Genomic DNA, 26,816 nt, shown 5'->3' with positions numbered 1-26,816 from the left:
CTCGTGGTGGTGACAACGGATGCTCGAGAAGACGGTCGTACTATTCGATCGAACGGTCGGTTCAGGTGTCGTCGACTTCGAGTTCGAACTGTTCGTTCTCCGAGACGGCGTTGAGAACGACGCTCGTGTTCGAGGCTTTGATGTCCGGGTCGGTCAACAGCTGTTTGATCTGGTCATTCATTCCATCGGTGTCTTTGAACTTTCCGATGGCGATGACGTCGTAGTCGCCGGTGACCTCGTAGACGCTGATCATCTGGCGGTGGTCGCGCAGCGTGTCGGTGATGTCAGGCAGCGCGTTCCCCTCGACCTGCAGCTGGATGACGGCCGTGACGTCGTAGCCGACGGCATCGTAGTTGACTCGCGGTGTGTAGCCCTCGATTACGCCCTGTTCCTCGAGATCCGAGAGGTGATTCGAGACGGTCGTCACGGAGACATCGAGCTCCTCGGCGAGGCTGCGGAGGCTGGCGCGGCCGTCGCCCAGAAGTGCATTCACTAGTTTTGCATCGAGATTTTCGTACGTCATCACATCCAACCTCTCACTGTAGCCTTTAGAACTTTACGAATATACAGTTTCAAGCGATGGAGAGAAGATTTGCTTGGAGCAGTAGGGTTTTAGTAGCGGAGTTACTTGGGTAGCACGACGAGAAAGATGACAAGCGGAAACATCACTGAGACCGAGCAGGCCGTACTCGACGAAATCGACGAGAAAGAGATCGACTTCCTCCGACTGCAGTTTACGGACATTCTGGGAACGGTCAAGAACGTCTCAGTGCCGGCTCGACAGGCCGAGAAGGCATTTACCGACGGGATCTATTTCGACGGCTCTTCGATTGAGGGCTTCGTGCGTATTCAGGAATCGGACATGCGTCTGGTCCCCGATCCGGACACCTTCGCCGTGCTTCCGTGGCGAAACCGTGAGGACGGTTCGTCCGCCCGCATGATCTGTGACGTCTACAACACTTCGACCGGCGAGCCGTTCGAGGGCGACCCACGCTACGTGCTCAAGCAGGCACTCGACCGCGCCCACGAGATGGGCTATACGGTCAACGCTGCCCCCGAACCCGAGTTCTTCCTGTTCGAGGAGGACGAAGACGGTCGCGCGACGACCACGACGAACGACGCCGGCGGCTACTTCGACCTCGCACCGAAAGACCTCGCAAGCGACGTGCGCCGTGACATTATCTACGGGCTCGAGAACATGGGCTTCGAAGTCGAGGCTAGCCACCACGAGGTCGCCGAAGGCCAACACGAGATCAACTTCGAGTACGACGACGCGCTGACGACGGCGGACAACGTCGGCACGTTCCGCACTGTCGTTCGTGCTATCGCCGCCCAGCACGACTACCACGCGACGTTCATGCCCAAGCCGATCCCGAAGATCAACGGCTCGGGGATGCACACCCACATCTCGCTGTTCACCGAGGACGGCGAGAACGCCTTCCACGACGGCGACGACGAGTTCGACCTGAGCGCCACCGCCAAGTCGTTCCTCGCTGGCATCCTCGAACACGCGCCCGCGATCACCGCGATCGCGAACCCGACAGTCAACAGCTACAAGCGCCTCGTGCCGGGCTACGAAGCACCCGTCTACGTCGCTTGGTCCGACCGCAACCGCTCGGCGCTGATCCGCAAACCGGCCGCCCGCGTCCCAGCAGCCTCGCGTATCGAACTGCGCTCGCCCGACCCATCGTGTAACCCCTACCTCGCCATCGCCGTCATGATCCACGCCGGACTCGACGGCATCGAACAGGACCTCGAGGCACCCGACCCGGTCCGGGACAACATCTACGAGTTCGACGAGGCCAAACGCGACGAACACGGCATCGACACGCTGCCGGCGAACCTCGGCGAAGCCGTCGACGCCCTCGAGGAAGACGACGCGATCACCAGCGCACTCGGCGACCACATCACCTCGAAGTTCATCGAAGCCAAACGCCAGGAGTTCGAGGAGTACCTCATCGACGTCTCCGAGTGGGAACTCGACCGCTACCTCGAGACGTTCTAAGACGGACGCGTCTCGATTCGCGGACTCTTGTCTGGGACGTGCTGTCCCCAATTCACGCTTGTTGGTGCTTTTTTCCGTCGCTACGACTCGTTGCCTCTCGATACAGCGTCGCGACCGAACTCGTGGTCGTGTGCCTCGAGCGTGTAGTCATCGGGGTCGCCCACGAGCGTATAGTAGCGCTCCCAGGCGGGGGCGAGGCTGACGACACGCGTGCCGTCGAGTTCGGCCTCGCGGTGGCGGTGGTGGTGACCCACCAGACAGAGCGCCGGCGACAGCGTCTCGAGTAACTCGTCGATGTGTTCACAGCCGGGATCGTAGCCGTACGACAGCAAGCCAGTCGGTGCCTCGTGGGTAATCAGAATATCCACGTCGGACAGCGCAGCCGCCCGCTCGACGTCTTCGTGGGTGAAGTGGCGACGACGGTCGCCCTCGAGTTCTGTTCGCGCACAGTCGTACTTTGTCGGGGCGTAGTTCCCCGAGAGCCCGGCGACGCGCCAGCCGTCGACGGTCGCAGCCGTGCTCGCGAGCAGCGTGGCCGTCACCGGCGTCGGCGGATCCTCGCCCGCTCGAAGCGCCTCGGTGACGTCGTGATTCTCGTTGTTGCCCGCGACGAACCACGTCGGCGCTGGCGGGTCGTACAGTTCCAGATCGCCGGCTTGCAGTACGCATTCGGGCTCGAGGCTTCGGTAGAGTTCGAGCAGCGTCTCGCGACGGGTCGGATCGGACGCGTGGGCGTCGCCGAGGACGAGCATACTAATCTGGTGGCGTCCGAGAGGGAAAACATCGGTGCCGTCGAGGGCTCCCCAGTGCTTCGCTCGAGCGACACGCATCGTCGGATGAGGGTCACAGAATCCGTAACGAACGCTTATTATCGGCGACGTGGGCCGCATTCCCATGGTGGACAGTCGACAGTACGCATTCGAAGGGACGACACCAACGATCGACGACGACGCATCGGTCAGCCGAGAGGCGACGCTCGTCGGGGACGTCCACGTCGACGCCGACGCGAGCGTCTGGCCGGGGGTCGTGCTCCGGGGTGACATCGGCTCCGTTCGCGTCGGGCGACAGGCACACATCGGCGACAACGCGACGATTCACGCCTCGACGATCGCGGACCGCGTCATGGTCGGTCACGGGGCTGTGCTCAACGAGGCGACCGTCGACGAACAGGCGCTGATCGGATTCAACGCGACGATCAACACGGGTGCGACGATCGGCTCGAGCAGCGTCGTCGCCGCCGGAACGGTAATCCCCGACGAGTACGACATCCCGCCCGAATCGTTCGTCCGCGGTGTCCCAGGTAAAATCACGCCGCTCGAGGAGACGACGATCGACGCCGAGGAGATCTTCGAGATGTTCTCCTCGGGCGAGTACACGAATCTCGCGGAACGGCACGAAGAATTGTTCGAATAACCGATTAGCGACGGCCGAACTCGAACGCCGGTCTTACTCGCTGATCCGGATTCCGCCGCTGTCGTCGGCATCGATCCGCATCGGGTCGTCCTGCCAGTCGATCTCGAGTCGGGTCCGCGAGAGGTACGGTGCGAGCGTGGCCGCGGAGACGAGCCCACAGTACGTCTGGCCGTCGACGACTGGCAAGTGACTGACGCCGTTCGCGCGCATCGACGCGGCGGCGTCGACGAGCGATTCGGTCGGCGAGATCGTCGTCACCGGCGACGACATGATCGTTTCGACGGAATGGGGCTCGAGCGTCTCGGCGACGAACGCGACGATATCCGATTCAGTGACCATGCCGACGACCGACTCGTCCTCGAGGACGACCAGTGCCGGCACGTCCGGTTCGCGAAGCAACGATGCAGCCTCCGGTGTGGACGTTTCCAGCGAGATCGTTCGTGCAGCGTGCGACAGCGCGTGTTCAACTGGAATGGGGATCATCGATTGCACATCGGTACCACAACACAGTATATAGTCGCTGTGGGTGTATGCTCGGTATGCGCTAGAATACTGGACATATGTCCACATATCCCTCTTAAGTGTGGATATATAATATACTGTCTTCTAAATAGACAAGTGGAATCTCGTGTCGGCTGGTACTCTCGATGCAACTGCACGGTTGTCGCTTGTGCCGTCAAAAACGGACGGAGGGCGCGTCAACTCCCCGTCGTTTCGTCGCCACTGTATCGTGTCGCGGACCGAAGCGCACCACCACAGTCCGGGCAGTTCGCTCGATAGGAGACGGGATGGACCTCCATCAAACAGTCGCGACACTCGTAGTGGTTCTCGTATCGTTTCATTCAGTATTCACCCACCCATGCTAATTACGTAATCCTAAATAAACGTTTTCCTGACCAGATGTCCATTTCTTTCCCGGCACAAATCGGTAACGGAAGTAGCCCGATCGGAACCGCATCAGCGCGATCCGTATTTGCCTCTCCAACTACACGAAGGGCAGGCTCGGTACGACGTGCTACGGCGCGTCCCGACGGATGACTCCAGACTCGAGGAGCGTCTCGATTTCGTCGTCGTCGTAGCCCGCACCGGCGAGATACTCGCGGCTGTGTTCGCCGTGGACCGGTACGGTCTCGTCGGTCGTCTCCGGGACGGCGCTGCCGCAGGCGGGAAAACCGAGCCGCGGTGGCGCGTCGTCGGGTCGGACGACGAGGTCTCGAGCCCGGAATTGGGGATGATCGACCGTCTCTGCGGGTGCGTACACCCCGGCGAACGCCGCGTCGACGTCACCGAGGACGGTCTCCCACTCGTCTCGCGTCCGCTCGCGAAACAGGGCTCGCAGTTCCTCCGCTAAGGCGGCGAGCACGTCCGGGTTCTCCGAGCCGTGGGCGTCGACGAGGTCGTCCCGGTCAATGGCCTCACAGAACGCTCGCCAGAACTTCGGCTCGAGCGCGCCGAGCGTGATCCACTTCCCGTCGGCGGTCTCGTAGCTGTCGTACCATGGGACGCCGCCGGTCAGCGGTGTCTCTCCCGGTCGCGGTTCGGCCGGGTCGCCGGTCAACGACTGGTAGGCGACCGACTGGGAGAACGAGGCGACGACGTCGGTCATCGCGACGTCGATGTATTCGCCATCGGTGTTGCCGAGTTCTCGCGAGAGCACCGCGCCGACGATGGCGAAGGCGGCGAACAGCCCGCCGGCCATATCACCGATCTGGTAGCCGGGAACCTGTGGCTTCTCGGCCGTCGAATCACGGGTCAGATCCATCAGTCCGGCCAGCGAGACGTAGTTGAGATCGTGGCCGGCCCGATCCGCCCAAGGGCCGTTCTGTCCGTAGCCGGTCAACGAACAGTAGATCAGGTCCTCGTTGTACTCGGTGAGCGTCTCGTAGTCGATCCCCAGTCGATCGACCACACCCGGCCGGAACCCCTCGAGGACGACGTCGGCGTCTTCGACGAGGCGATAGAACGCCGTCCGTCCATCCTCGTCTTTCAGGTCGATCGCGACGCTGCGTTTGCCTCGGTTGACCATCTCGAAAATCGCCCCGACGTCGCGGGACGTCAGGGGTTCCATCGCTCGCGCGTAGTCGCCCGCGCCGGTATCTTCCACTTTCACGACCTCGGCACCCGAGTCGGCGAGCAGTTGCGTCGCGTAGGGTCCGGGCAACAGCCGCGAGAGATCGAGCACGCGAATGCCATCGAGTTTCATTACCGAACACATCCCCGCAGCGATACTTTACGTTACGGGGCGGCCAACGAGCGGTGGACCCCGCGTGTGCTGCCATCGATTCGGTCGCAGGCCCACGGCGGTTTCCGTGACCATCGTTCACAATAAACTTAATTACGATGCTGACATATCCCGAACACCGATGGATCTCGGACTGCAGGAGAAGACAGCCGTCGTCACCGGCGGGGGCGGACGAATCGGAAGCGCAGACTGCCGACTGCTCGCCGAGGAGGGCGCGAACGTCGTCGTCCTCGACGTGGATACTGACAGCGCGCGGGCGGTCGCGGACGGCATCAACGAGACGGCCGATACGGGTGAGGCGATGGCTCTCGAGTGCGATCTGACCGACGCGGACGCCGTCGCGGACTCGCTGGCCGACGTGCGTGACGAGTTCGGCGGCGTCGACATCCTCGTCAACAACGCCGCGATGGTCGATGCCCGCTCGCGCATCGGCGACTACGACGACGACATCTGGAACCGCGACGTCGAGATCAACCTGACCGGGACGTACAACATCAGCAAGGCGGTGTTCCCGCGGATGTGCGAGCGCGGCTGGGGCCGGGTCGTCACCATGTCGTCGATGGCCGGCTGGTACGGCGGCTTCGGCCAACTCTCGTATTCGGCGACGAAAGCCGCGATGATCGGCCTCGGCAGGACGATGGCGCTCGAGGGTGCCCAGTCGGGTGTCACGTCGAACGTCATCGCGCCCAACATCGTCGTCGGTGACTGGGCGGAGATGACGCCCGAGGAACTGCGCGAGAACGTCGACGAGTACTTCGCGCGCATCGCCGAGGCGACGCCGATGCGCCACCTCGGCACCGAAGAAGACGTCGCGAACATGGTCACCTACCTCTGTTCGGAGCAGGCCTCGTACGTGACCGGACAGGTCATCGGCGTCACCGGTGGCGTCGATCTGTTCAGTTTTTGACCGAATCCGGGCGTTTTCATCGCGTTCCCGCCGCCGTTACTCCGTGAGCCCCAGCTCTTTGGCGATCGTGTTGAGTTGAATCTCGTCCGTCCCTTCGACGATCCGCAGCATGCGCGCTTGATGAAGCAGGTCCATGTAGGGGTTTTCCTCGGCGAGGCCGTTCGCCCCGTGGACCTGCACCACGGCGTCGGCGACCTCCCACATGACGGTCGTGGCGAACCACTTGAACACGGATGCATCCATCACGGTCCGTTCGTCCTGTGCCATCTTCCAGGCGAGTTTCAACCCGGCCGCGTCGGCCGCGTACGTCTTGGCGTTCCCGCAAGCGAGACTCGCCGACACCTGCTGGAAGTTTCCGATCGACTGGCCGAACGCCTCGCGCTCGGTGACGTACTCACGAGCCTGCTCGAGGGCGTACTCGCTGTATCCGACGGCTTCGGCACCCAACTCGAGGCGACCGAGCGAGAGAAACTCCATCGCCGCGTAGAAGGCGTTGTCAACCTCGCCGAGCACCCGGTCTTCCGGAATACGGACGTCGTCGAGGACGATCTCGGCCTGTGTCCCTACCGCGCCGACGGCGTTGTTGTACGACCCGAGGTCGTACTCGTCACGGTCGACGAGAAAACAGGTGATACCACCGTAGCGCCCGCTTTCGTCCTGTGGCGTCGTCCGCGCGAACAGTTGGATGAAATCCGCATACGGCGCGTTCGTGATCCACTGTTTGCGGCCGTTGAGCACCCACTCGTCGCCCTCTTTCCTCCCGACTGTCTCCATGTTCGGCGAATCGGAGCCGACGTTCGGCTCGGTCTGGGCGAACGCCGTGGATTTCTCTCCACGAACGGTCGGCTCGAGGTAGCGCTCGATCTGGTCGCCTTCGGCCTGCAACAGGAGCGGTTTCGGCCCTTCCGGCCCGGCCAGCACGTACCGTGCCAGTCCGGGGCCGTGAGACGCGAGATGCTTTTTCGCCCGATACCACGTCACCGGAGAGACGTCCTCACCGCCGACAGCCTCGGGCAGGTTCATCGCGTAGAAGCCAGCATCTGCGGATCGACGCCGGATCTGTGCTCGCGCCTCGAGGATGTCGTCCGTCAGGCGGCCGTTTTCGTGGTGGCCCGTGCGCGGATTCGTGTCGACATCGCCGAGGTCGTCGAGGAGCGGCTCGACTTCTTGCTCGAGAAACTCGTCGAGGCTGTCGAGGATGAGTGTTTCGTCGTCGACGCCGAATCCCACACCACTGGTGGTGTCTATTGACATACGTGAACACGTGTCTGTCGAGTGGCTTAACTGTCGGCCACGAAATTCAGTGTGGGCCACCAGTTCGGCACCTCACCCGGTTCGTCTGCGGTGTGTTCGCCGTCCGATTCGGACCGCGCTTGCGCACTCGAGAATTCGGTTGCCGGTAGTGGCCGCGAAGATCGAAACTCAGGCCCGCTGGGGCGTCGCGCCGATCTCGAAGACCTCTTCGTAGAGGCTGTCGGCGAGCGCGTCGAGATTGTCCGCCGCCTCGCTTGCATCCATCGTATCGCCGACGCCCTGCCACTCGATCGAAAGTTGGGCGATCGGGACCAGTGCAATTCCGCCGACCGTCACGTCGCCGTCCGGCGTGTGAACGGTCCACTCCGTTCGCATCCCGTCGGCCGACCGCGTGACGTCGTCGATCTGTCCGCCAGCCGCGGCCCACCGCTCGACGAGGCCGTCGGTGATCCGGCGCAGTTTCCGCTCGCCGAGGACGTGGACGACGACGCCGCCACCCACGAGGACGACGAACGCGGCGAGTGCAACGGGCACGCCGCCGTAGGGAATGTTCACCGATGCGGCCAGCCCCGCCGTGACGACGACGAGACCGAGCACTCGCACGTCGAGCGCGCTGGGGATCGTGCCGCTCCAGTCGGGGTCCTGTGTCGGCTGCTCGAGTTGCATCGTATGCGAACGCAGCGGCGACGTGGGGATAGCCGCTGCCCTGTCCTATTGCGTCCGTTATATCGGACCTGTCAAACTCATTCGTAATCGAGTAACTCGTCGTCGCCGTGGGTATCCCGAAGCGTCTCGAGGGCAGCTCGCTGTTCCTCGAGCCGCGGCGTCGGCTCGTCGTACGTGTACTCGAACATCTCCAGCGGGTCGCGCTCGCCGGCTTCGGCGCGGTCGATCAGCGCTGCGAGGGTGTCGTCAATCTCGGCTTCGATCGCGTCGATCTGCTCGTCGTCGAGAACCCCGTTGTTCCGCAGATAGACCTCGAACCGGTCGATCGGGTCCTTCGCGCGCCAGCGTTCGACCTCTTCGTCGTCCCGGTAGACCGACGGATCGTCGGCCGTCGTGTGCGCGCCGTAGCGGTACTGGATCGCCTCGATCAGCGTCGGCCGTAACTGATCGTCGCCGGGCTCGAGCGCCCGTTCGCGTGCCGCTTTCGTGACGACGTAGCTCGCGAGCGGGTCCATCCCGTCGACTTGAATGCCGTCGAAGCCGTAGGCGTGGGCTTTCTGAGCGATGGTCGCGCTCGCGGTCTGGTCCTTGCGCGGGATCGAGATCGCCCACTGGTTGTTGTTACAGAAAAAGACCGTCGGTGTATCGAAGACGCCCGCGAAGTTCATCGCTTCGTGGAAATCGCCCTCCGAGGTCGAGCCATCGCCGAAATGCACGAGACAGAGCCGTTCGTCACCCTTCAGTTTCGCGGCCCACGACCAGCCGACGGCGTGGGGGAGGTGGCCGCCGATCGAGATATTCAGCGGGAAGACGTTACGATCGGCCAGCGCGGCGTTGCCCTCCTCATGGCCCATCCAGTAATGCAGGTACTCCCACGGCATCCCCCGCGCCGCGACTGCGCCGTGTTCCCGGTACTGAAACGACAGCAGATCCGCTTCGGCAAGCGCGTACGTCGACCCGATCTGGCTGCCCTCTTGGCCGGCCAGCGACGCGTACGTCCCGAGTCGACCCTGCCGCTGGAGGCTGATCATCCGTTCGTCGAACCGCCGGGAAAACCGCATGTCGCGGTACATCGCTCGCAGCGTCTCGGGCTCGAGGGCCGGCTCGAGAGCGGGTGCGACGACGGTCCCGTCGGCGTCGATGATCTGCACTCGATCGTCGGGTTCTCGATCGAAGACGGCGTCCTCGAGGACGTCTTGTGACATGAATGCACTGTCGAACGCTCGATACATATACTGATCGCCGTCTCGAGAGAGTCGGAACGTCTCGTGGCCGTGCGACGACGTGTCGAAAAATGCTATGTGCTGGCCCAACAATCCCCACGCATGACATGGACGGTGATGCCGACGTTCGACGAGTACGCGCAGGCAAGGGAGACGTTTCAGTGGGACCTTCCCGAGTCGTTCAACCCTGCCGTCGACTTCCTGCGGAAACACGACGACACGAGTCGCACGGCGCTTCGATACGAACAGCCCGACGGCGGTCTCGAGACCTACTCCTTCGACGATCTCGACGAGCGCTCCGACCGGCTCGCAGCCGCCCTCGCCGACCTCGGCGTCGAGGCGGGCGACCGCGTCGGCGTCGTCGTCCCACAGAAGCCCCAGAACCCGCTCACTCACCTCGCAAACTGGAAGGTAGGTGCCGTCTCCGTCCCGCTCACCGTACTCTTCGGCCGTGACGCCCTGCAGTACCGACTCGCCGACAGCGAGGCCGTCGCTGTCGTCGTCGACCCGAGCGTTCGCGAGACGGTCGACGAGATTCGCGACGAGTGCCCCGCCCTCGAGCACGTAATCGAACTCGGCGACGAGTCGTCGGTCGGCGGCGACGCCCACGCCTTCGACGACCTGCTCGAGGCCCACGAATCCGGCATCGACGTCTACGACGCCACGCCGGAGACGCCGACGGCGATCATGTACACGAGCGGCTCGACGGGCCCGCCGAAGGGGGTTCGTCACAGCCACGCGCTCTGGCTCGGGCGGGCCGCCGCGGCGTACAACTACTTCGATCAAGGCCTCGAGGCGGGTGAGACGACGGTGTGGACGCCCGCGGACTGGGCCTGGGGGGCCGCCCTCGGCGGGACGCTCTTTGCGGCGTGGCACCACGGCTGTACCGTCGTCGGCTGGCCCCGCGACGGGTTCGACCCCGAGGCGGCCTACGATCTCATGGAATGCCACGGCGTGACCAAGGCGTTCATGCCGCCGACGGCGCTCCGGATGCTAATGGCCGTCGACGACCCCGAGGCGCAGTTCGACCTCGCCCTCGAGACGTTCGCCTCGGCGGGCGAACCGCTCACCTCGGAAGTCGTCGACTGGGTCGACGAGACGTTCGCGGACGTCGCGATCAACGAGTTCTACGGCCAGACCGAACTCAACCTCGTCGTCGGCAACTCCGAGACGTGGTTCGATACGCGACCCGGGAGCATGGGGAAACCGTTCCCCGGCTACGAACTGGCGGTGCTCGACCCCGAGACGCACGACGAACTCGAGCCCGGCGAGGTCGGCGAACTCGCAGTCAAGCCGGGCGATCGCCGCGTATTCTTCGACGAGTACTGGAAACTGCCCGAGAAGACGGCGAATAAACAGACTACGGAGGGGTGGTTCCTCACCGGCGACCTCGTCAAACGCGACGCCGAGGGCTATCTGTGGTTCGTCTCCCGAACCGACGACGTGATTCTCACGAGCGGCTACCGCGTCGGGCCGATGGAAGTCGAGGAGGCGATCCTTCACCATCCCGAGGCCGAACAGGCGGGCGTCATCGGCGTCCCCGACGAAACCCACGGCGAGGCGATCAAAGCCTACGTCCAGCCCGCGAGCGACGACTACGACTCCGAGCGACTCCGCGAGGAGATACGCGACCTCGTCCGGGACCGACTCGCCGAGTACGAGTATCCACGACGGATCGAATTCGTCGACGAACTGCCGACGACGACCACCGGCAAGATCCAGCGCCGGTCGCTTCGCGACCGCGAGGGACTCGTCGACGATACCGACGAGTAGATTTCGCGTTTCGCTCGAGCACGGCGACTTCCTCGTACAGATGTGTTGACAACCGTTCCACGGACCCGACAGTCAGAGTCGGTTTTATTACTGTTGTATGTGAACGCCCCGCTATGCATCGCGTCCTAATACCCGTCGACACGAACGAGGACCGAGCGATCACGCAGGCCAATTACGTCACGTCGCTGCCGGACGCCGCCGCGTCGGTCGAGGCGTATCTCCTGTTCATCTTCACTGACGAAAGCGAGGACCTCCCCCAAGATTTCAAGCAGTTCAAATCGGCATCGCGAATCGGCTCCGTTCGCCGGGCGAAAGAACACCTCGAGGACAACGATATCGACGTCACCGTCCTCGAGGGAAGCGGCGACGTCGAAGAAGGCGACATCCTGACGCGGGCCGAGGAGTACGACGTCGACGCCATCGTTCTCGGCGGACGAAAACGCTCCCCGGTCGGGAAGGCGGTATTCGGCAGCGTCACACAGTCCGTTATTCTGAACACCGATCGTCCGGTCGTCGTGACTGGCGGCAGCGGCGACTGATCGGGTATCGAGCGGTTCCCGTCCGTCTTTCGTACAGCAGCGGCGTTGTTATCCGACTCGATTTTTGACCTCGAGTGCGATCCGATCGCTCGACTCTCAGATTTGATATCGCACTCACAGATTGATAGTGGGCTGTTAGCGTCGTCGATTGCATAGCGACGAGAAACTCGAGACACGTTCGACGGCGTTGATACGCGCTTCCGGTTTAGGGAGCCTTATCAGCGAGCCGATGGATGTGAATGTATGACACGCTCGAGGCCTGATCTCTCCGGACAGACGGCGTTTATTACGGGAACAACCCGTGGTATCGGCAAATCGATCGCGCTCGCGCTGGCCGAGCAGGGCTGTAACATCGTCTCGACCGGCAAGACCAGCGAAAACGACGCCGACTTCGCAGACAACGACCTCGAGGGCTCGATCGAACAGACGGCCCGCGAGGCGGAAGCACACGGCGTCGACGCCTTGCCGATCAAACTCGACGTTCGCGACGAGGCAGCCGTCGAGGCCGCGGCCGAGCGCGCCATCGACGAGTTCGGCACGGTCAACATCGTCATCAACAACGCGAGCGCGATTCAACTCGCGACCGTCGAGGACCTGCCGCCGAAACGGTTCGATCTGCTGACCGACGTCAACGTGCGGGGTACCTACCTCACCTCGAGGGCCTTCGCCGACCACCTGCGTGAGGTCGACGACGCGTGGCTGCTGACGAACGCGCCCCCGGTCGGGATCGACCGCTCACCGGGCTCGGGTCCCTACGCGTGGTCGAAACTCGGGATGACGTTCATCACGCTGTCGCTCGCGAGCGAACTCGGCGGCGACGACGTCGGCTGTAACGCCTTCTGGCCCGTGACGGCCATCGATACTCGCGCCACGCGGTACTTCGGGATGGGTACCGAAGACGACTGGCGAACCCCCGACATCGTCAGCGACACCGTCCTCGAGATCCTCAGCCGCGACCCCGCCGAATTCACCGGCAACAGCGTCTACGATGAGGAACTCCTTCAGGAGGCTGGCGTCGACGACTTTTCGGAGTACAACCTGACCGAGGGTGATCCCGCGCCGACCTCGGCACGGCTGTTCGATCCCGACTACCGCCGTTCGGACTGACAGTCCAGTCCGGCGCCGTTCCCAGCCGTGTCGAACCGCCGAAATCCCTATTGAACGGCGACGCGATGTCACACCTGAGCGCTATGTACGATCGAATACTGGTGCCGACGGACGGGAGCGATCCGGCGGCGGCCGCAATCGAGGAGGCGATCGGGCTGGCACGACAAAACGACGCGGAACTCCATGCGCTGTACGTCGTGGAACCGATCCCGCTCGGGGGGTTTTCAGCCGGCGCGGAACCGGCATCTGCCGAGTGGGGTGACATCGTCGAAAAGCAAGAACGCGAGGGAGCGGACGCGACCGCCCAAATCGCCGAGCGCGCCGGCGAGCACGGCCTCGAGGTCGTCGAAGCGATCGAACACGGCAAGCCACACGCACAGATTCTCGAGTACGCCGACGAACACGAGATCGACGCGATCGTGATGGGCACGCACGGCCGGTCGGGTGCGGATCGACTCGTCCTCGGCAGCGTCACGGAGAAGGTCGTTCGAAAGAGCGACGTCCCAGTGCTCACCGTGCGGCGGGACTGACGGCGCGGGGCGTCTCGGCGTCGGTCGCCCGTAGCGTCGCTGTCAGGGGCTCACCTCCTAGCGATTGGGGCGGTGGCTCGCTCGAGCCGGAACCGTCCTCGGTTTCTTCGACCACGTACCGCTGGCCCAGCATGGGATCGAGGAGGCTGTCGACTTCGCCGCGGTCGTCCCGGAGGATCGGGGCGTCGTTGTCGTCGGAGGCGGGCATGTAGTTGTCGACTGCCTCCGACAGGTCGACGCTCAGGTCACGCCCGTCGTTTCGGGCGGCGAGATCAGCCTCGCTGAACCCGGTTTCGTGGTTCGTTGCCACGATCTGGATGTTCTGGATGTCGTTCGACTCCGAGGTGCGGAAGCTGTAGGTATCGGGGAACGCCTGATCCATCGTCCGCTGTTGGGCGTGGTAGAACTCGGATGCAGGCCCGTTCGGCGCGGCGATGACGTTCGCGTAGAACACGCCGTCATCGGTCAGCCGATCGCTGACCAGCGTCATGAATTCGACGGTCGTCAAGTGGAACGGGACCTGATCCTGTTTGTACGCGTCGAGGATGATGACGTCGTAGGTCTCGTCGGTGTTCTGCAGGAACTGCCGGCCATCGGACGTGTGGCTGGTCATCGTCTCGCTTTCCTCGAGGCCGAAGTAGTCTTCGGCGGCGGTGGTGACACCGGGGTCGATCTCGACGACGTCGACGGTGACGTCGTAGTGGTCCTCGAAGTCCTGTGGTCCGACGTAGCCGCCACCGCCGATGAACAACACGCGGTCGACGTCGTCGACGTCCTCGGTCATGAGCATCGGCAGGTGGAAGTAGCGCGTGTACTCGAAGACGTGTCGGTCGGGGTCCTCAAGGTCGATCGCGCTGTGGCGTGCCCCATCGAGATACATTATTCGGGTGTCGCCGTCGTCGACAATCTCGAGTTCCTGATAGGCGGTCTGGGTCTGGTAGACGACGTCGCCGCGGTGGTCGTATGCGATCGGCCCGGCACCAGTCGCGGCGACGAGCAACAGGACCACAGCGACGCTTGCGAGGGTTGGTTTCCGTGGGAGCGAAGGCAGCGTCAGCGCGACGGCCGTCCCGACGAGGATCACGCCGAACAGCAGGGCGATGGTGTCGATGCTCATCGCGGGGATGAGCACGAACGTGGTCGCGGCCGAGCCCAGAATACTCCCGATCGTCCCGAGGGCGTAGACGTGGCCGGACGCTTCGCCGACACCTACCTTTTGAGAGAGTTCGGCGGCGTAGGGGCTGATAAAGCCGAGCAGGTAGGTCGGCGGACCGAACAGGATGATCGCCGACGGGAGCGCGGCGTATCGTGGCGGTAATGCCAGCGTCGACGTCTGTATCAGCAACAGCTCGCTCGCGTAGATCACGACCGCGACGTACAGCGCCGTCGCGAGCAACAGCCACGACATCTCTCGGTTCGTCGCCCCGCGGGCCCGCTTGCCGCCCTGCCAGTAGCCGAGGCTCAACGCGGCGAGAACGACCGTCAGAATGCCGCCGACGGTGTATATGTGGCTGCCGAACTGTGGTGCGATGATCCGCACCGCCAGAATTTCCAGCCCCATACTGGTGACCCCGGAGACGAAAACCGCGAGTTCGGGCTTGGTCGGCCGATAGGCCGCAGCAGTCCGCAGATCCATTGGCTAAAATCAGTCGATCCGGCCGTGAGTACTTGTCGGCTCGTTGCAGGGCCTCGAGTCCGTCACCCTCGCTGTCCGGATCCCGGACGTGGTGTCATCGCCGCCGCTGTGACATCACGTACGTCAGGACGAACAGCGCAACTGCGACGCCCGCGACGGTCGTCGTCCGGTACTCGATAGCGCCGATGAGCGACGCCCCCTGAACGATCATCACGGCGAACACCACCGAGAGGATCGCGTTCAACACGGCCAGTACGCGCGGGTCGCCACTGGAGGACTCGAGGCCCTCCCGGAAGCCGTCTCGATCGGCGTCGGGATCTGCCATGCCGAGAGACGGGGTCGTCGGTCACTTAGCCGTTTCCCTGTCGCCAACGACGGCTCGCATCGGTCGCGACCGTCGGCAGCCGGCGACACCGGCATTTATGCCAGTCGGTCCGAACGAAGTCGGTATGCAGGAGGTCACGGCGTCTCGCGTCGTCGATGCGTCGCCCGTCGTCGTTTCGCACTGGCTCGAGCCGGCGACGGTCGTCGAGGCAGAGGGAAGTTTCACCGTCGAGACGATCGACGAACGAGCCGACGCGACGATCGTCGTCGCCAGCGGCCCCGGGATGCACCTCCCACTGCGCTTCGAGGAGCGCGACGACGGACTGTACTACACGCAGGAGGGCGAGCAGGGACCATTCGCCCACATGGAGACGTGGATCGACGTCGAAGACGTCACTGACGGCACGCGAGTCACGTTCCGGTCGTCGGTCTCACTCGCGGCACCGCTGCCGTTCGGCGATCGAATTGCCGCCTGGAAACGGAAGGGCGAACTCACGCGCGCACTCGAGTCGCTCGAGGCCGAACTCGGCTAACGAGCTGGCACCGAGCGACTCCTCGAACAGCAGCGCTCAGGGCTCTCGAAGCACCACGTCGTCGGTCTCGTCGGTCGGGAACGGGTTCTCGAGGGCGTCCGCTCGGTCCCACTCCTCGTCGGTTACCAGACAGTCCTCGAGTCGTGCACGCAACTGCTCGGCGTCGAAGTCAGTGCCGATGAAGACCAGTTCGCTCTGGCGGTCGCCGTGTTCGTCGTGCCACTCGAGGTCGGGTCGGTTGGAGCGGTACAGCTCCTGTCTGACCTCGGGGAGCGCGGCGATCCATGGCCCCCTGACGCTCGCCCGGATCGAGGGGCCGGCCTGCGAGAGGTCGACTTTGACGTCCCGACCGGCGATCCATGCGACTCCTTTCGAGCGGACGATGCTCGAGGGCAGTTCCTGGAGGACCGTCGCGAACTGCTCGGGGTGAAACGGCCGACGTGCGCGGAACACGACCGAATCGACGCCGTAGACCTCGTCGGGGTGGCGGTGGTCGTCGTGCTCGTGGCCGTGGTGGTGCTCGTCCGCATCCTCGTCGGCCAGCGCGTGCTGCCAGCCGGCTAACTCGCCCATCCGGGCGGAATCGAACAGGTCGACGCCGAGAATCCGGTCGGGATCGACCGCGCTGAATTCCGTTCGGATCGTCTCGGCTTCGGGCTGGAGCGCGCCGACGAGCGCTTCGGCCTCCTCGAGTTCGGACTCGTCACAGAGATCGGTCTTGTTGAGCAAGACGAGATTTGCCACTTCGAGTTGCTCGATCAGCAGATCCGCGAGTGGGCGCGTCTCGTCGGCCGCCGTCTCGCCGCGGCGTTCCGGCACGGCCTCGCCAGCGAACGTATCGAGAAAGCGCCGCGTGTCGAGGACGGTCACGAGCGCGTCGATCTCGTAACTGGCCGCGACCCGCGAAGCGGTCGTAAACAGCCGTGCGACCGGTTCCGGCTCCGAGATTCCCGAGGATTCGACGAGGAGATGATCGAACTCCCGTTCGCGGGCCAACCGGACGACCGCGGTTTCGAGGTCGTCTTGCAGTTCACAGCAGATACAGCCGTTCGAGAGTTCGGTAACGCCGCCGGCGTCGAGGTCGGATCCCTCGGCGACGAGGTCGGCGTCGACGTTGACCGACCCCATGTCGTTGACTAGTACGGCGAGATCGCGGTCGTCGGCGTTTTTTAGGAGGTGATTGAGCAACGTCGTCTTGCCCGCCCCGAGGCCGCCCGAGAGGACGGTGACGGGAATCTCGTCGGAGTGCATACCGTGCCGTTGTGACTCGAGGGGTAAGAAGCGTCGTATCGGTAGCGTGTTGGGTAAGCGAGGTGTCGCTACGCTAATCGGTGGCGTTATACTGGTCCAGTTGTGACTGGCACCACGGGAGCACAGTCGCAGCAGCAGACACACCACCAGCTCCCGTTTTCACGACGTCGTGACGGTGCCGAGTCGTAACGCCGTTTACCCCGGTGTGGCCACAGTTGTCGTGAACGGGAACCGGAGGCAACTTTCCGTTCGCGGTCGACACTGGTAATTGTTCGGCAGACAGCCGTCTGACGAGTGCCTCGGGCGCGACATACTTTTGTCTCCGGGCCTGAGCATGACTGACGATGACACTCGCCGACCGGATCGAATCGTTCCGGACCACGCTCGAGGAGTGGCTTCGCGGGCTCTACCACGGGATGTTCACACATCCAGCCTACGAGAAGATCGAAGCTGAGGCCGAAGACACGGAAGACGCGTTCATGCTCGCGTGTTTCCCCGATGCCTTCGGCATTCCGAGCCCCGTCTCCTACTACACGGCCGAACTCCTGCCCTATCTCGAGGACGAATACCAGTCCTGGGAGCGGCGGATGTGGGACCGCCAGTCGGTCATCGAGCGCAAGGGCCACCAGTATCACTTCTAACACCGATGTCCAAATTCACCTTCTTCGGCGGCAAAGGCGGCGTCGGCAAAACGACCGTCTCGAGCGCCTACGCGCTCGAGTGTGCCGAGGCGGGCCTCGAGACGCTCGTCGTTTCGACGGACCCGGCCCACAGCACGGCCGATGTCTTCGACCAGGAGTTCGGCGACGAGCCCCGCTCCGTCGAGGGGTACGACGGGCTGTCGGCGATGGAGATCGACCCGGAACGGGAGGTCCAGGATCACCTGCAGGATCTCAGACGGCAGTTGAACTCCCAACTGAGTGCGGCGATGGTCAACGAGGTCGACATCCAACTCGAGATGGCCCACCAGACGCCCGGGGCCTACGAGGCCGCGCTGTTCGACCGGTTCGTCGACGTGATGCGAAACGCCGATCCCTACGACCGGGTTGTTTTCGACACCTCACCGACCGGATCGACGCTGCGGTTGCTCGCCCTGCCGGAGCTGCTCGAGCGCTGGATCGAGCGGTTGATGGACAAACGCGAGCGCAGTATCGACCTCTTCGAGAAGGCCGCGATCGGCAACCAAGAGCCCCGGCGCGTGATGGAGGGTGATCCGATCCTCGCGCGCCTGCAGGGTCGAAAGGAGCGCTTCGAGTACGCCGGTGAGGTGTTACGCGACGATGCCGCCTTCTATCTCGTTTTGAACCCCGACGAACTCTCGATCAGGGAGACGAGTCGCTCACTCGAGACGCTGTCCGACGCCGAGTTGCCCGTTCACGGCCTCGTCGTCAACCGCCTGACGCCCGAGCCGGAGCCTCACGAGGAGGGTCGCGGTGCTACCTATCTCCGTGATCGGGTCGCGACCGAACGCGACCGCCTCGAGTACATCGAAGCGACGTTCGACGTCCCCGTCGTCGCGACCATCGAGACGCGCGTCGAGGAAGTGCGCGGGAACATCCTCGAAGATGTCGCGACCGATCTCGAGCTGTCGGTCGGCGACGATCGACCGCGGGTGAGTTGAGACGGCCGCCGAATCATCTCGCGAAACTGCCACTTTGACCACATTACAGTCAGAAATTGCTGTATTTTTACACGTATTATTGTTTCTACGACGAATCAAGTGCCAGAATATAAACTGACGGGGACCTCAATGAATTATATTTATATTGCTCCCGTTCAACGCATGGTTAGAGAGGGAATACCATGGCAGGAGTAATTTGGATCGTGGGACTGGTGCTGGTAACGTTTACGGCCGCATACATCGGGTACGGTCGGTACCTCTCGCAGTTCGTGGGGCTCGACGACAGTCGAGAAACGCCAGCACACAAGTACCAAGACGGTCAGGAGTACGTACCGGCGAAAAAACCGGTGCTACTGGGGCATCACTACTCGAGTATCGCGGGCGGCGCGCCCGTCGTCGGCCCGATCACGGCCGCACTGGTCTGGGGCTGGGTGCCCGCCGTGTTGTGGGTGGCGATCGGGAATCCGCTGTTGGGTGCCGTTCACGACTTCATCTCGCTGTCGAGTAGCCTTCGACACGAGGGGAAGTCGATCGGCTACATCATCGGCGAGTACGTCGGTGAACGCGGCAAGGACATGTTGCTGTGGTTTGCGTTCCTGCTGACGATCCTCGTCGTCGCCGTGTTCGCGCTGGTCATCGGCGTCGTGCTGAACGCGTATCCGTCGGCGGCGACCGCGAGTCTGCTGTACGTCACGCTCGCGTTCGTCTTCGGGATCTGGCTCTACCAGCTAGGACTACCGTTCTCGGTCGGGACGGTCATCTTCGTCGCGGGCGTGTTCGGGTCGGTCTGGGCCGGTATTCAGTACCCACTCGCGATCGTCCCCGGCGACTACCCCGCGGGAACGATCGTGTTGTTCGATTCGGCGGCGTTCTTCCCAGCACTGCTCGGCAGTGCGAACATCGGCGCGTGGGTGCTGGTGATGTTGGTCTACGGAGCCGCCGCCAGCGTCCTGCCGGTCTGGATGCTGTTGCAGCCGCGTGACTACCTCTCGTCGTTCCTCCTGTACGCAGGGGTCGGTGGGAGCCTGCTCGCGGTCATCGTCGGCACGTTCATCACCGGGATGGGCACCGACGCTGTCCACCCCGAAACGGGCGCACAACTGAGCTTCGAGATCACGACCGGGGCCTGGTACGGGTTCCTCGGACAGGCTGGGCCGCTCGCAGAATCGCTTCCGCTTATGCCACTGTTCCCGCTGTTGTTCCTCACCATCGCGTGTGGGACTATCAGCGGCTTCCACTCGCTGGTCTCTTCGGGGACGACGGCCAAGCAGTTGAACAAGGAAAGCGACGCCAAACTGATCGGCTACGGTGGCATGCTCGCAGAAGGGCTGCTGGCGGCCGTCGCACTCTGTGCAGTGACGGTCGTCGCGATCCCGGCCGCCTCGGGCGGTATCGGGCTCGCACTGCCGAACTTCGCGACCGGTGGTGGGGCAATCCTCACTGCCCTCGGAATCCCCTTCGAGTTCGCTGCGCCCTTTATGGCGCTCGTGCTCGCGAGCTTCCTGCTGACGAGCATGGACACGGCTGTCCGACTGGGTCGGTACATGTTGGAGGAGATCGTCGGCACGCCGGAGACGACGATCGAAACGTACGCGGCGAACCGCTACGTCAACACGACGGCCATCGCCGTCGTGGCGTTCTTCCTGCTCGGCAGCGGCCGCTGGGAGGACCTCTGGACGCTGTTCGGCGGCGCAAACCAGCTGCTGGCGTCGCTTGCGCTGCTGACCGGCACCGTCTGGCTGGCCAACTGGAGCGAATCCAAGCAACTCATCTCGACCGGCGGTCCAATGGCGCTGATGGGATTCATCACGGTCATCGGCCTCTCCTGGACCGGGATCTATCAGATCCTCGGCGGCCGATTACTTGGCATCACCGCTGAGGCCGAGACGACGCTGCTCGGTCAGGCGTCCGCCGTCGTTCAGATCGCCATCATCGCGGTCCTCATCGGACTTGCGCTGTCGCTGTTCAAGATCGGCTACGACAACATGACGACGGCCCGCGGGACCGGCGATGGAGTCGCGACCGACGTGACTTCGGACGACTGATCGCGGCACCGCGTCGCTATTTCGATCACAGGCGCTGTTTTTTCGATCCGAGTGTGTGACTGCTGTCGCTCGTTCGACGCTGCATGTCGATCCGAGACGGAGACGAACCCGTATCGCCAGCGTCGGCCTATCGCTGGAGTCGCCGCGAAAGTCGCCCGAGCAGTCCGGACTTCTCGGCCTCGAGCGGTTCCCAGAGCCGAAACGCGGTCGCCACGTCAGCGTTGTCGCTCGCAACGAGGTCCGTGCTGTCGGGGGCGACGACGGCTAGATTAATCTCGTAGTGGCCGTGGAAGCCGTACTTCAACATTGTTCGCCCATCGAACCCTGAGACACGTTCGCGGATCGAGTCGGGAATCGAGGGCGCGATCGCGACGAACGTAAACGCCGTCGCGAAGTGTTCCTCGGTCGGTTCGATCCACTCGTCGGCCAGCCGCTCACCAAATTCGACAAACTGGTCGAGCGTGCGGTCGTCGACGCGGTCGACCCGCCTGACGAACAGGTGTTCGGTCGACTCGTGTTCGGCAATCGAGAGCGCGGGGTGGAGAAACTGCTTCTTGCTCACCAGTTCCATCTGTCCGTACAGCGTGAACCGCTCGCCGTCGACGCTGTAGTCCTTCTCGAGGTCGTAGTTGTGCATGAGCCGGTCGCTCACCCGGTCGACGTACTCGTCGTCCCAGTCAGGCACACCCTCGAGGCGCTTGTCCGCCCGCCGGTCGGTTGTCGTCTCGCGTGACTTCGTGGCGGACTCGTCGTCGTCCATGTGTGATGATGCCACGTCGCGAGTAAAAGTCCGTCGCCACCGTGATCACGGTCAGTCGTGCCAGCAGTTAAGCAGTGGGAGTCCGTACACTGGGACGAATACACATGACAACGGACCGTGAAGCGTGTGGTCGCTGTTCGATGTCGGTCGCCGTCGACGTCGCGAACAGCGATCGAGACGCCGACGAACGGGCTGATCGCGATCCGTACGGCGATGCACGGATCGAAGTCGACGAGACCCAGCTCCGAACCCTGTCACCGAGCGCCTGGCTCGAGGGGCTCTCGAGTCGACTCGACGACGTTGCGAATCGATTGATCTGGCGGCAGTAAGAGATCAGTCCGAGTTTGCGCGTCGCGAATCAGTTCGTCGTGATGACTTCGATCACATCGCGGGACTCGACTTCGTAGTCTTTGCCGAGCTGGCGGTTCGATCGACAGTCGATCGCGTGGAGGAAGCCGTCGCCGATGTCGGAGTGAAGGCTGTAGGCGAAGTCCTCCGCGGTCGAGTTCGGCGGGATCAGATAACAGTCGGGCAACACCTCGCCGCGTTCGTTGCCCAGTCCGTTCGCGCCGCCGGGGAACACCGGAACGACGCCTAACACGTCAAAGAGCGCGGTCTCGAGGGCCGCCTGCACGCCCGTCGCGCCGTACTCGGTGAGGAAGTCGCGGATCTGCTCGAGTCCTTGCTCTTGCTCGCCCGAGATGTCGCCGACGATCTCGAAATCGTCGTCGCCGGGTCGGTAGTCGACGACGCCGGCCTGATCGGCTGACTTTAGCGCTTTCTCAGCATGAGCGCTGCAGGGAACGATCGTCAGATGCTCGTAGTCGGGATCGGATGTGATCACCTCGTAGTTTTCCTGTGCCTCGGGAGTGTCCATCTTGTTCGCCGCGATGACCATCGGCTTGGTCTCCTTGCGGATTTCGCGGGCCAACTCGAGTTTGTCATCCTCGTCCCACGCTTCGGGCTCGAAGCCGACGTCGACGCGCCGGATGAGGCGTTTGATCTCGTCCTCGTTGGTCTTGAACGCGCTCATCTGCTCGGCGAGTTCCTCCTCGATGGCGTCGTCTTCGGTCGTGTAGCCGGACTCGTATCGGTTGATCCCCTTCTCTAAGACGCCGAGATACCACTGGTCCAGTTCCTCCTCTAAGAAGGCGATGTCGTCGCGGGGGTCGTGGCCCTCGGTGGGTTCGCCCTCCGAGTCCGTCTCGCCGGAGAAGTCGACGACGTGGACGAGCACGTCGGTCTCGTTCAGGTCCGAGAGGAACTGGTTGCCGAGTCCGTTCCCTTCGTGTGCGCCGGGAATCAATCCGGCGACGTCGACGAGTTTCGTCGGCACGAAGCGGGTGCCGTGGTCACAGTAGCCCACGTTTGGGGTACACTCCTCGTCGAACTCTGGGGCCGCACAGTCGACGCGAACGTAGGCCTCGCCCACGCTGGGGTCGATCGTCGTGAACGGATAGGCCCCCTCGGGTACGTCGTTCATCGTTGCTGCGTTGAAAAAGGAGGACTTGCCGACAGAGGGTTTGCCGACGAGTCCGATCCGGTAACTCGTACTCATTGTCCATCCCTGGTACGGCCGGGCTAAACGGGTTTTGTTCCGTCGCTGGGGTGGTATGAGTGAACCTGCCATATATACGCTCGAACTGCTGTTGATGGCTCCGCTCGCCGCTGTGTCCGTCCCAAACTCGGGCTGTCGTCGCGAATGTGTGGGTCGTATTCACAGGACCGTGGTCGTGGTACCGCGACCCTCGCAAGTCTTATCCGTGTATCGGTTGTACATTTGTTTGTAATGGCGAAAGGCAACGTTGATTTCTTCAACGACACAGGCGGCTACGGTTTCATTTCGACGGACGACGCGGACGATGACGTTTTCTTCCACATGGAAGACGTTGGCGGTCCGGACCTTGAGGAAGGCACAGAGATCGAATTCGACATCGAACAGGCCCCCAAGGGTCCCCGCGCGACGAACGTCGTCCGCAACTAATATCGGCATCTCCGTCGCTTGACGGCGACTTTGTATGACGACATTTTCCAGACAACTACGCTCCACAGTCACGACGCTCTGATCAGTGTCCGGTCTCACGTCGACTGTGACTGTCAGTGGCGATGCCTGTTTCTCTCGAGTCGCTCCGGTATCCATATCAGGGACCGGTACTGACGAGAATCCATGAACGTCGGCGCACACGTTTCGATTTCCGGCTCGCGCGTCTCTTCCGACGACGAAACACCGCCATACGACGACCTGCGGAACGCGGTTCATCGTCAACTCGCCTTCGGCGGCAACTGCGGACAGATCTTTACGACCTCGCCGCAGGTCTGGGCCGAACCCGAGATCAGCGACGAAGCCGCCGAGGGCTTCCGAGCCGAGTCCGACGAGTACCTTGAAGGGCCGTGGGTGATCCACTCCTCGTATCTGGTCAACCTCTGTACGCCCAAAGACGACCTCCGCCGAAAGTCCAAAGCGAGCATGCAGGCGGAACTCGACGCCGCAGAGAAACTCGACATTCCGTACGTCAACGTCCACCTCGGCGCGCACACGGGCGCTGGCGTCGAGGGCGGCCTTGACAACGCGGCGAGTCTGATCGACGAACTCGAGGTCCCCGACGGGGTCGAGATTCTGATCGAGTCCGACGCGGGCAGCGGGACGAAACTCGGTGGCGAGTTCGCCCACCTCGCGGGGATCATCGACCGTACCGAGACCGACATCGGCATCTGTATCGACACGGCCCACACGCTGGTCGCCGGAAACGACCTCACGACGCCCGAGGCCGTCGACGAGACCGTCTCCCGTTTCGACGACGAAGTCGGCCTCGAGTACCTGCAATACATCCACCTCAACGACTCGAAACACGACGTCGGCACACACAAGGACGAACACGCCCACATCGGCGAGGGCTACATCGGTGAGGACGGGATGCGCGCGATCGTGAACCACCCCGATCTGCGCGAGGTGCCCTTCGCACTCGAGACGCCGACCGAAGACGGCCGCGGCTTCGCGTGGAACATCGAGAAGGTTCGAGAGCTTCGCGACGACTGCTAACCGACCGTCCGAAGCGACTGAAACCGACCCGCTTTTACTCGACTCGGCCCAACGACGCCTCGTGCGCGAGTTCTCCGAAGACTACCTGCGCCGGACTCGATCCGGGATGTGGGACGACTCTCGAGTCGCCCTCGAGCCGCTCGAGGTCGACTCTCACGACCTCATTCTGGACGTCGGCTGTGGCACTGGCGAGTTGAGCCGCGTGCTTCGCGACGAGGCAGCCGATGGAGCGACGGTCGTTGGCTGTGACGCCGACCGCGACCTCCTCGCGGTCGCCGCCACGCACGAGGAGCCGATTCCGGTCGTCGCTGGCGACGCCCTCCGACTGCCGTTTCCGGACGACGCGTTCGACCTCGTGGTCTGTCAGGCACTGTTGATCAACCTCCCCGATCCGGCGGCCGCCCTCAGGGAGTTCGCCCGCGTCTCGAGCGACCGCGTCGCTGCCATCGAACCCGACAACGCCGCCGTCGAGGTCGACTCGAGCGTCGACGCTGAAGGGCGACTCGAACGACGAGCACGACAGGCGTACCTCGACGGCGTTCCGACGGATGTTGCACTCGGCGCTGATGCGCGCGAGGCGTTCGAGACGGCCGGCCTCGAGGTGACTGCGACACGTCGATACGACCACGTCCGAACCGTCGAACCACCCTACAGCGAGGGGGCACTGCTCGCAGCGCGACGGAAAGCGACCGGGGCAGGGCTGGCCGACGACCGCGAAACGATGCTCGCCGGTGCGTTGACCGAAGCCGGGTACGACGACCTCCGTGGCTCGTGGCGACGAATGGGTCGGGACGTGATCACCCAGATGGAAGCGCGGGAGTACCGCCGCGAGGAATCCGTGCCGTTTTTCGTTACCGTCGGTCGCGTCTAAGGCCGTATCGGACAGCGCTGTCAGACTCCCCCACTCACTCGCCGTCGTGGTCGTCTCCGTGGCCCATCCGCGAGATGACGACGCCCGCGAATCCGATCCCGACGATCACCACGGCGGTGATGACGTCGAGGACCCCCAGTAAGGCGAGTACCGACCCCGTCATGACGAGTGCGAGGTTGGCGAACATCGCGATGCGGGGCGACCGAACCCGCTCGAGAACTAACGAACCGTGCATACACCGACAGTCGTCGCGTGAAAGATAGCCGTTGTCATCGTGTGCACGCGAGCCGCCTGTCGGGCACCTCTCGTGACGGGCAACCGGATTCACAGACACGCCATCGAGTCGTCGTCCAATTGTAGACGGCGGCGCTCACTGCGTCTCGGACTGCGATCCGGCGTTCGGATACACCGTCTCTTCGATGAGCGCTTTCACACCTCGACGGAACCGCTCGGACGTCGCGTTCGGCGAAATATCGAACGCTTCGCCGAGTTCGGCGAGCGAGCACGAGCGCGGAATATCCAGATAACCAGCGTCGACGGCGGTCACGAGAGTCTCCCGCTGCTGGTCAGTTAGCCCGAACTGGGTGCTGTCGGCACCGTCCTGTTCCTTGTAGAGCCGTTGCAACTCGAGGCCGATGTCGTTGTCAAGCAGAAACTGGTGGAACCGCTCGAGCGCGTCCTCGCTGGGGAAGACGGCCCGGAAGTGCCAGCCTTCGTGGGTCGCCGTCACCCTCCGCAGTAGGCTGCCCTCCTCCAGTACGACCGGATAGACGCTTTGTCGCTTGCCCGTTGGCGTTAACTCGAGTTGATACAGCCGTCGGTCGCCGAACTCGACGACTCTCGATGGCGGTTCGACGGTCGCATCGGCCTCGAGGCCGGTCTCGAACGCGTCGTATCCGTCGCCGTCGGCCCAGACGAGCATCTGGTGGCTGCCGTCTTCGGTGAGATCCGACTGTTCCCACGTGATCGTCACGTCGGGTGCGGCCGAGAGTGCTTCGCGTAAGATCGGATAATCGATCCAGAACGCAGTAAATAGCATTTGAGGCGGTTTCAGTTGGTGGGTCGTCTTTCGCTGT

Annotated in this window: 30 protein-coding genes; 15 read left to right on the top strand and 15 right to left on the bottom strand. The window is 63.3% G+C overall.

What is annotated here, in order from left to right; all coding sequences use genetic code 11:
• Positions 1-61: 61 nt before the first annotated feature.
• Positions 62-523, bottom strand: coding sequence for an HTH-type transcriptional regulator Lrp (gene lrp, locus GCU68_RS02250; protein ID WP_152938844.1), 462 nt, complete (start codon positions 521-523; stop codon positions 62-64).
• A 126-nt stretch (positions 524-649) separates the two neighbouring features.
• On the opposite strand from lrp, the gene glnA reads away from it, so the two are divergent.
• Positions 650-2,005, top strand: a complete 1,356-nt coding sequence (gene glnA / locus GCU68_RS02245; protein ID WP_152938843.1) for a type I glutamate--ammonia ligase — start codon at positions 650-652, stop codon at positions 2,003-2,005.
• Positions 2,006-2,085: 80 nt separating this feature from the next.
• Here the strand turns inward: glnA and GCU68_RS02240 are convergent, their stop codons facing one another.
• Positions 2,086-2,757, bottom strand: a complete 672-nt coding sequence (locus GCU68_RS02240) for a metallophosphoesterase family protein (RefSeq protein WP_152938842.1) — start codon at positions 2,755-2,757, stop codon at positions 2,086-2,088.
• Between the two features lie 142 nt (positions 2,758-2,899).
• Here GCU68_RS02240 and GCU68_RS02235 point away from each other — a divergent pair, with 142 nt between their 5' ends.
• Positions 2,900-3,418 carry a gamma carbonic anhydrase family protein gene (locus GCU68_RS02235; RefSeq protein WP_152938841.1) on the top strand — a complete coding sequence of 173 codons (519 nt, stop codon included), beginning with the start codon at positions 2,900-2,902 and terminating at the stop codon, positions 3,416-3,418.
• Between the two features lie 33 nt (positions 3,419-3,451).
• Here GCU68_RS02235 and GCU68_RS02230 read toward each other — a convergent pair whose 3' ends face one another.
• From GCU68_RS02230 to GCU68_RS02220, 3 genes are all read right to left on the bottom strand, one after another.
• On the bottom strand, positions 3,452-3,901 hold the full coding sequence (locus tag GCU68_RS02230; protein ID WP_152938840.1) for a CBS domain-containing protein: 450 nt from the start codon (positions 3,899-3,901) through the stop codon (positions 3,452-3,454).
• Positions 3,902-4,116: 215 nt separating this feature from the next.
• Positions 4,117-4,218, bottom strand: a complete 102-nt coding sequence (locus GCU68_RS02225; protein ID WP_264373487.1) for a hypothetical protein — start codon at positions 4,216-4,218, stop codon at positions 4,117-4,119.
• A 215-nt stretch (positions 4,219-4,433) separates the two neighbouring features.
• Entirely contained in the window at positions 4,434-5,621 is a 1,188-nt protein-coding gene (locus tag GCU68_RS02220; protein WP_152938838.1) for a CaiB/BaiF CoA transferase family protein, read from the bottom strand.
• Positions 5,622-5,781: 160 nt separating this feature from the next.
• Here GCU68_RS02220 and GCU68_RS02215 point away from each other — a divergent pair, with 160 nt between their 5' ends.
• A complete protein-coding gene (locus GCU68_RS02215; RefSeq protein WP_152938837.1) occupies positions 5,782-6,567 on the top strand; it encodes an SDR family NAD(P)-dependent oxidoreductase in 786 nt (261 codons plus the stop codon).
• 36 nt (positions 6,568-6,603) lie between these two features.
• Here GCU68_RS02215 and GCU68_RS02210 read toward each other — a convergent pair whose 3' ends face one another.
• From GCU68_RS02210 to pdhA, 3 genes are all read right to left on the bottom strand, one after another.
• Positions 6,604-7,821: an acyl-CoA dehydrogenase family protein gene (locus GCU68_RS02210; protein ID WP_152938836.1), complete on the bottom strand. Its 1,218-nt coding sequence runs from the start codon at positions 7,819-7,821 to the stop codon at positions 6,604-6,606.
• A gap of 168 nt (positions 7,822-7,989) precedes the next feature.
• Positions 7,990-8,487, bottom strand: coding sequence for a hypothetical protein (locus tag GCU68_RS02205; protein WP_152938835.1), 498 nt, complete (start codon positions 8,485-8,487; stop codon positions 7,990-7,992).
• 77 nt (positions 8,488-8,564) lie between these two features.
• Complete coding sequence (gene pdhA, locus GCU68_RS02200; protein WP_152938834.1) at positions 8,565-9,692, bottom strand: pyruvate dehydrogenase (acetyl-transferring) E1 component subunit alpha; 1,128 nt, start codon at positions 9,690-9,692, stop codon at positions 8,565-8,567.
• Positions 9,693-9,812: 120 nt separating this feature from the next.
• Between pdhA and GCU68_RS02195 the strand changes: the two genes are divergently transcribed.
• The 4 genes from GCU68_RS02195 (at position 9,813) to GCU68_RS02180 (ending at position 13,659) form a co-directional block, all read left to right on the top strand.
• A complete protein-coding gene (locus tag GCU68_RS02195; protein ID WP_152938833.1) occupies positions 9,813-11,483 on the top strand; it encodes an acyl-CoA synthetase in 1,671 nt (556 codons plus the stop codon).
• Between the two features lie 113 nt (positions 11,484-11,596).
• Positions 11,597-12,022, top strand: a complete 426-nt coding sequence (locus tag GCU68_RS02190; protein WP_152938832.1) for a universal stress protein — start codon at positions 11,597-11,599, stop codon at positions 12,020-12,022.
• Positions 12,023-12,265: 243 nt separating this feature from the next.
• The gene (locus GCU68_RS02185) at positions 12,266-13,129 is read left to right on the top strand and encodes an SDR family oxidoreductase (RefSeq protein ID WP_152938831.1); all 864 of its coding nucleotides are present in this window, start codon (positions 12,266-12,268) and stop codon (positions 13,127-13,129) included.
• An 83-nt stretch (positions 13,130-13,212) separates the two neighbouring features.
• The gene (locus GCU68_RS02180; RefSeq protein WP_152938830.1) at positions 13,213-13,659 is read left to right on the top strand and encodes a universal stress protein; all 447 of its coding nucleotides are present in this window, start codon (positions 13,213-13,215) and stop codon (positions 13,657-13,659) included.
• On the opposite strand, the gene GCU68_RS02175 is transcribed toward GCU68_RS02180, so the two are convergent.
• Both GCU68_RS02175 and GCU68_RS02170 read right to left on the bottom strand, forming a co-directional pair.
• The gene (locus GCU68_RS02175; protein WP_152938829.1) at positions 13,640-15,295 is read right to left on the bottom strand and encodes a spermidine synthase; all 1,656 of its coding nucleotides are present in this window, start codon (positions 15,293-15,295) and stop codon (positions 13,640-13,642) included. The two genes, GCU68_RS02180 and GCU68_RS02175, sit on opposite strands and share 20 nt — an antisense overlap.
• 94 nt (positions 15,296-15,389) lie before the next feature.
• On the bottom strand, positions 15,390-15,620 hold the full coding sequence (locus tag GCU68_RS02170) for a hypothetical protein (protein WP_152938828.1): 231 nt from the start codon (positions 15,618-15,620) through the stop codon (positions 15,390-15,392).
• Between the two features lie 124 nt (positions 15,621-15,744).
• On the opposite strand from GCU68_RS02170, the gene GCU68_RS02165 reads away from it, so the two are divergent.
• The gene (locus GCU68_RS02165) at positions 15,745-16,152 is read left to right on the top strand and encodes an SRPBCC family protein (protein WP_152938827.1); all 408 of its coding nucleotides are present in this window, start codon (positions 15,745-15,747) and stop codon (positions 16,150-16,152) included.
• A 36-nt stretch (positions 16,153-16,188) separates the two neighbouring features.
• On the opposite strand, the gene GCU68_RS02160 is transcribed toward GCU68_RS02165, so the two are convergent.
• Positions 16,189-17,403: a CobW family GTP-binding protein gene (locus GCU68_RS02160; RefSeq protein WP_152938826.1), complete on the bottom strand. Its 1,215-nt coding sequence runs from the start codon at positions 17,401-17,403 to the stop codon at positions 16,189-16,191.
• A 344-nt stretch (positions 17,404-17,747) separates the two neighbouring features.
• Here GCU68_RS02160 and GCU68_RS02155 point away from each other — a divergent pair, with 344 nt between their 5' ends.
• The 3 genes from GCU68_RS02155 (at position 17,748) to GCU68_RS02145 (ending at position 21,069) form a co-directional block, all read left to right on the top strand.
• The gene (locus GCU68_RS02155; protein WP_152938825.1) at positions 17,748-18,044 is read left to right on the top strand and encodes a hypothetical protein; all 297 of its coding nucleotides are present in this window, start codon (positions 17,748-17,750) and stop codon (positions 18,042-18,044) included.
• A gap of 5 nt (positions 18,045-18,049) precedes the next feature.
• On the top strand, positions 18,050-19,024 hold the full coding sequence (locus GCU68_RS02150) for an ArsA family ATPase (protein WP_152938824.1): 975 nt from the start codon (positions 18,050-18,052) through the stop codon (positions 19,022-19,024).
• A 182-nt stretch (positions 19,025-19,206) separates the two neighbouring features.
• Positions 19,207-21,069, top strand: a complete 1,863-nt coding sequence (locus GCU68_RS02145) for a carbon starvation CstA family protein (RefSeq protein ID WP_152938823.1) — start codon at positions 19,207-19,209, stop codon at positions 21,067-21,069.
• A gap of 127 nt (positions 21,070-21,196) precedes the next feature.
• Here GCU68_RS02145 and GCU68_RS02140 read toward each other — a convergent pair whose 3' ends face one another.
• Positions 21,197-21,829, bottom strand: coding sequence for a hypothetical protein (locus tag GCU68_RS02140; protein ID WP_152938822.1), 633 nt, complete (start codon positions 21,827-21,829; stop codon positions 21,197-21,199).
• 104 nt (positions 21,830-21,933) lie between these two features.
• On the opposite strand from GCU68_RS02140, the gene GCU68_RS02135 reads away from it, so the two are divergent.
• Positions 21,934-22,158: a hypothetical protein gene (locus GCU68_RS02135; RefSeq protein ID WP_152938821.1), complete on the top strand. Its 225-nt coding sequence runs from the start codon at positions 21,934-21,936 to the stop codon at positions 22,156-22,158.
• Positions 22,159-22,187: 29 nt separating this feature from the next.
• On the opposite strand, the gene GCU68_RS02130 is transcribed toward GCU68_RS02135, so the two are convergent.
• Positions 22,188-23,387, bottom strand: coding sequence for a redox-regulated ATPase YchF (locus GCU68_RS02130; protein WP_152938820.1), 1,200 nt, complete (start codon positions 23,385-23,387; stop codon positions 22,188-22,190).
• A gap of 231 nt (positions 23,388-23,618) precedes the next feature.
• Between GCU68_RS02130 and GCU68_RS02125 the strand changes: the two genes are divergently transcribed.
• The 3 genes from GCU68_RS02125 to GCU68_RS02115 all read left to right on the top strand — a co-directional run bounded on the left by GCU68_RS02125 (position 23,619) and on the right by GCU68_RS02115 (position 25,740).
• Complete coding sequence (locus GCU68_RS02125; protein WP_097009945.1) at positions 23,619-23,813, top strand: cold-shock protein; 195 nt, start codon at positions 23,619-23,621, stop codon at positions 23,811-23,813.
• A 183-nt stretch (positions 23,814-23,996) separates the two neighbouring features.
• Positions 23,997-24,869, top strand: a complete 873-nt coding sequence (locus GCU68_RS02120) for a deoxyribonuclease IV (RefSeq protein WP_152938819.1) — start codon at positions 23,997-23,999, stop codon at positions 24,867-24,869.
• Positions 24,870-24,930: 61 nt separating this feature from the next.
• Positions 24,931-25,740, top strand: a complete 810-nt coding sequence (locus GCU68_RS02115; RefSeq protein WP_152938818.1) for a class I SAM-dependent methyltransferase — start codon at positions 24,931-24,933, stop codon at positions 25,738-25,740.
• A 34-nt stretch (positions 25,741-25,774) separates the two neighbouring features.
• On the opposite strand, the gene GCU68_RS02110 is transcribed toward GCU68_RS02115, so the two are convergent.
• A complete protein-coding gene (locus GCU68_RS02110; protein WP_152938817.1) occupies positions 25,775-25,975 on the bottom strand; it encodes a hypothetical protein in 201 nt (66 codons plus the stop codon).
• A gap of 135 nt (positions 25,976-26,110) precedes the next feature.
• Positions 26,111-26,779, bottom strand: coding sequence for a helix-turn-helix domain-containing protein (locus GCU68_RS02105; RefSeq protein WP_152938816.1), 669 nt, complete (start codon positions 26,777-26,779; stop codon positions 26,111-26,113).
• Between the last annotated feature and the right edge of the window lie 37 nt (positions 26,780-26,816).

Origin of the sequence: Natronorubrum aibiense (assembly GCF_009392895.1) — an archaeon.
GTDB classification, from domain to species: domain Archaea; phylum Halobacteriota; class Halobacteria; order Halobacteriales; family Natrialbaceae; genus Natronorubrum; species Natronorubrum aibiense.
The sequence above is the reverse complement of the archived record's forward strand: the minus strand, read 5'-3'. Positions and strand labels throughout refer to the sequence as shown.